Below are 1,906 nucleotides of genomic sequence, written 5' to 3' on the forward strand. Positions count from 1 at the left end.
CACGCAGTGATCCGAGAGCGACTGTTGGAAAAGTCGTTTTGCCATGACCTATCCTCACAGAATAATGATACGTCCGCATGGTGCGGTTCTGCCCACAAGAATGGGAATAGTTGAGATACTAATGGAGCTTTCCAAAGCCGTCTGTCTGCTTATGTAACTTATAAATAGACACACAGTAAAGGGGGTGTTACATTATGTTAAATACTGATGTGTTAAATGATGTGATGTTCCAGCGAGGTAAGGTGTTGGAATATGAATAAAACGAAGATAAGAGCAACGGAACAGCCGATTGCTGTTGATATAGAGGGACTGTCTGCTAGGTTATCTTGTGGTCGTGCTACTGCAAGAAAGATTGGCGAGCAGGCAGGAGCAAAAATTGTGATAGGTCGCAGGGTTCTTTATTCCATAGAAAAAGTCAAGAAATACTTGTTATATTTGGAAGAATAGAGCGATTTTCTATTTATGTTCTCTGGCGTGTGTAGTATAATAAGAAAGGACAAAGCACGCTGTGAGAACAAGAAAAGAGGCTTTTTCAGAAAGGAATGGTTCTCATGGCAATTAGTAGAAAAGACCCAAAAGGAAGAAAATTAAGAGAGGGCGAAAACTGGCGTAATGATGGAAGATACAGTTATCGTTATACAGACGTAAGAACAGGCAAGAGATTGACAGTCTATGCACAAGATTTACCAGAGCTTCGAGAAAAAGAGAAGCAGATTGCAAAAGATATGGAAGATAATATATTGACAGACGGAGCAATCAAAAAAATGACGCTTAACACGTTGTTTGAGCGTTATATGGCAACTCGTGAGCTAGCTGATACTACAAGAGTTAGTTATGTTCGTGCTTGGGAAAACAGAGTAAAAGACGAGATTGGAAATATTAAAGTTGTTCAGCTTTTACCCTCACATATTAAAGCGTATTATGCGAAACTTTCCAAAGCTGGATATGCTTATTCTACAATCAAGTATATTCACAACCTGCTTTATCCTGCATTAGAAATGGCTGTTGATGATGATATTATCCGAAAGAACCCTGCAAAAAGTTCCATTAGTGATTATGGAAAACCAGCAGAGGAAAAAGAAGCCTTAACAGTTTCTCAACAAGAAAAGTTTATGGAGTTTGTAAAACAGAGCAATGTCTATAACACATATTATCCTATGTTTACCATAATGATTGGTACGGGGTTAAGATGTGGGGAGCTTATTGGTCTTACATGGAAAGATATAAACATCAAGGCAAAAACGGTTAATGTAGACCATCAGCTCATTTATAAGAATTTAGGCGACGGTTGCAAGTTCCATATCTCAACACCAAAAACGTCGTCGGGTATTCGTATTATACCTATGACACAAGAAGTTGCAAAAGCCTTTGAGGAACAAAGAAAAATCAATTTTATGCTTGCAAAGGATAAGAGCATTGAGGTGGACGGGTGTTCGGGGTTTGTCTTTACAGCAAAATCGGGCAGACCGCTTATGCCGAATGGCGTAAATAGTGTTTTATACAACATTGTAGACGCATATAACAAAACCGAAGTAGAGAGAGCAAAAAAAGAGCATAGGAAAGCAGAGCTGTTACCAAAGTTTTCAGCTCATGTAATGCGTCACACAGCTTGTACCAGAATGGCAGAGTGCCGTATGGACGTAAAAGTTCTTCAATATATTATGGGACACGCTCATATAGATGTAACAATGGAAGTGTATAACCATATTGGAGAGCTGACAAGGATTGAAAATGAGATTGCAAGACTAGATAGTATGGTGTTAAATGCTTGACACCACAAAAAGAGAAATTGGTGTCAAATTGGTGTCAAAACAGAAAAAATCACAATTTCAAAAGAAATAAGATACTGCAAACCATTGATTTTAAAGGGTTTGCAAAAAAAATCTCAAAAAATTAGCACTCACCT

General features: G+C 38.2%; 2 protein-coding genes. Both read left to right on the forward strand.

What is annotated here, in order from left to right; genetic code table 11:
• Positions 1 to 252: 252 nt before the first annotated feature.
• Positions 253 to 447 carry a hypothetical protein gene (locus tag LJE11_RS18940; RefSeq protein WP_055168632.1) on the forward strand — a complete coding sequence of 65 codons (195 nt, stop codon included), beginning with the start codon at positions 253 to 255 and terminating at the stop codon, positions 445 to 447.
• Positions 448 to 551: 104 nt separating this feature from the next.
• On the forward strand, positions 552 to 1,772 hold the full coding sequence (locus LJE11_RS18945; RefSeq protein ID WP_055168668.1) for a tyrosine-type recombinase/integrase: 1,221 nt from the start codon (positions 552 to 554) through the stop codon (positions 1,770 to 1,772).
• Positions 1,773 to 1,906 lie beyond the last annotated feature (134 nt).

Source organism: Blautia sp. DFI.1.216 (assembly GCF_020594215.1).
Classification (GTDB): Bacteria; Bacillota; Clostridia; order Lachnospirales; family Lachnospiraceae; genus Blautia_A; species Blautia_A wexlerae.

Coding starts and splice junctions, on each gene's coding strand:
- LJE11_RS18940 (WP_055168632.1), top strand. CDS start 253: ATGAATAAAACGAAGATAAGAGCAACGGAACAGCCGATTGCTGTTGAT.
- LJE11_RS18945 (WP_055168668.1), top strand. CDS start 552: ATGGCAATTAGTAGAAAAGACCCAAAAGGAAGAAAATTAAGAGAGGGC.